The organism is Paracoccus sp. C2R09 (assembly GCF_018860625.1).
Taxonomy (GTDB): Bacteria; Pseudomonadota; Alphaproteobacteria; order Rhodobacterales; family Rhodobacteraceae; genus Paracoccus.
Genome location: NZ_JAHKQB010000035.1, coordinates 1 through 2,500 on the forward strand (window position 1 = coordinate 1; position 2,500 = coordinate 2,500).

The 2,500-nt window shown below is 54.7% G+C and carries 1 tRNA gene and 2 rRNA genes (1 of these 3 cut by a window edge); all 3 read right to left on the reverse strand.

The features are described 5' to 3' along the window. Positions 1-2: 2 nt before the first annotated feature. A tRNA-Met gene (locus KO490_RS15005) sits at positions 3-79 on the reverse strand. Positions 80-139: 60 nt separating this feature from the next. Next, positions 140-254, reverse strand: a 5S ribosomal RNA gene (gene rrf, locus KO490_RS15010). A gap of 76 nt (positions 255-330) precedes the next feature. Beyond that, a 23S ribosomal RNA gene (locus KO490_RS15015) occupies positions 331-2,500 on the reverse strand; it runs 667 nt beyond the window's last position.

The following is a 2,500-nucleotide window of genomic DNA, read 5'->3' on the forward strand; positions in this document are numbered from 1 at the left end:
TTTGGTTGCGGGGGCAGGATTTGAACCTGCGACCTTCAGGTTATGAGCCTGACGAGCTACCGGGCTGCTCTACCCCGCGCCAAGGATTGTCCTGATCGGTTTTTTTTCATCGTTCAGAGAGATTGTCGTTTCTTACCAGGTCTGGCGGTGACCTACTCTCCCACGTCTTTTGACGCAGTACCATTGGCGCGACGGCACTTAACGGCCGAGTTCGGGATGGGATCGGGTGTTTTGCTCGTGCTAGGGCCACCAGACCGGGAAAGAAACGACCAGCGTCTTTTGTTGTCCAAGTATGTTTTTGTTCTGGAAGGAGTTCGTCTTCTTCCGGATCAAATCAAGCCAATCGAGCCATTAGTACCGGTCAACTGAATGCATTGCTGCACTTACATCTCCGGCCTATCGACGTGGTGGTCTTCCACGGCTCTCAAGGGATACCTTGTTTTGAGGGGGGCTTCACGCTTAGATGCCTTCAGCGTTTATCCTGTCCGTTCATAGCTACCCAGCACTGCCGTTGGCACGACAACTGGTCCACCAGTGGAACGTTCACCCCGGTCCTCTCGTACTAGGGGCAACTCCTCTCAAGTATCCAACACCCACGGCAGATAGGGACCGAACTGTCTCACGACGTTCTAAACCCAGCTCACGTACCTCTTTAAACGGCGAACAGCCGTACCCTTGGGACCTGCTCCAGCCCCAGGATGAGATGAGCCGACATCGAGGTGCCAAACGATGCCGTCGATATGGACTCTTGGGCATCATCAGCCTGTTATCCCCAGCGTACCTTTTATCCGTTGAGCGATGGCCCTTCCACTCGGGACCACCGGATCACTATGGCCGACTTTCGTCTCTGCTCGACTTGTCAGTCTTGCAGTCAGGCTGGCTTCTGCCATTGCACTCAACGACCGATTTCCGACCGGTCTGAGCCAACCTTCGCGCGCCTCCGTTACTGTTTGGGAGGCGACCGCCCCAGTCAAACTACCCACCACGCAGGGTCCCGGATCCGGATGACGGACCGCGGTTAGACATCAAGAGTGCGAAGGGCGGTATCTCAAGGATGGCTCCACGGGGACTAGCGTCCCTGCTTCAAAGCCTACCGCCTATCCTGCACATCGCAATCCTGATGCCAGTGCGAAGTTGTAGTAAAGGTGCATGGGGTCTTTCCGTCTAACCGCGGGAAGTCTGCATCTTCACAGACAATTCAATTTCGCTGAGTCCACATTTGAGACAGCGGGGAAGTCGTTACGCCATTCGTGCAGGTCGGAACTTACCCGACAAGGAATTTCGCTACCTTAGGACCGTTATAGTTACGGCCGCCGTTTACCGGGGCTTCAATTCAATGCTTGCACATCTCCTTTTAACCTTCCGGCACCGGGCAGGCGTCAGACCCTATACGTCGTCTTGCGACTTCGCAGAGCCCTGTGTTTTTAGTAAACAGTCGCCACCCCCTGGTTTGTGCCCCCGGCCTCTGCTTGCGCAAAAACCGGGCCTCCTTCTCGCGAACTTACGGAGGTATTTTGCCGAGTTCCTTAAATGTGGTTCTCTCAAGCGCCTTGGTATTCTCTACCAGTCCACCTGTGTCGGTTTCGGGTACGGTCTCATGGAGGGCTATTTCCAGGGACCCCTCAGCAGCCCATTCAATCCGATAAGGATGAACTACCTCTGGGATCCGTCACCATCTCCTGGCCCAGGAATATTAACCTGGTTCCCATCGACTACGCCTTTCGGCCTCGCCTTAGGGGCCGGCTTACCCTGCTCAGATTAGCTTTAAGCAGGAACCCTTGGACTTTCGGCGACAGGGTCTCTCACCCTGTTTGTCGCTACTCATGTCAACATTCTCACTTCTGATCACTCCACCGGATGCCTTACGGCCCGGCTTCACAGTCAGAACAATGCCTCCGCTGATCCCGTAAGATCAGAAGAGGCAGCGTTCTATATCACAGAACGCTCCGCTACCGCGTGCACCGAAGTGCACACCCAAAGCTTCGGCTCGTGGCTTGAGCCCCGTTACATCTTCGCCGCAAGACCTCTTGATTAGACCAGTGAGCTGTTACGCTATCTTTAAAGGATGGCTGCTTCTAAGCCAACCTCCTGGTTGTTTTGGAAGTCTCACATGCTTTCCCACTTAGCCACGAATTGGGGGCCTTAGCTGTTGGTCAGGGTTGTTTCCCTCTCCACGACGGACGTTAGCACCCGCCGTGTGTCTCCCGGATAGTCCTTCTCGGTATTCGGAGTTTGCTTAGACTCAGTAAGGCTGTGGGCCCCCATCATCCATGCAGTGCTCTACCCCCGAGAGGATACGTCCGAGGCGCTACCTAAATAGCTTTCGCGGAGAACCAGCTATCTCCGAGTTTGATTGGCCTTTCACCCCTAGGCACAAGTCATCCCGACCTTTTTCAACAGGTGTGGGTTCGGACCTCCAGTACGTGTTACCGTACCTTCATCCTGCTCATGCCTAGATCACTCGGTTTCGGGTCTGATCCGTCTAACTAAGTCGCCCATT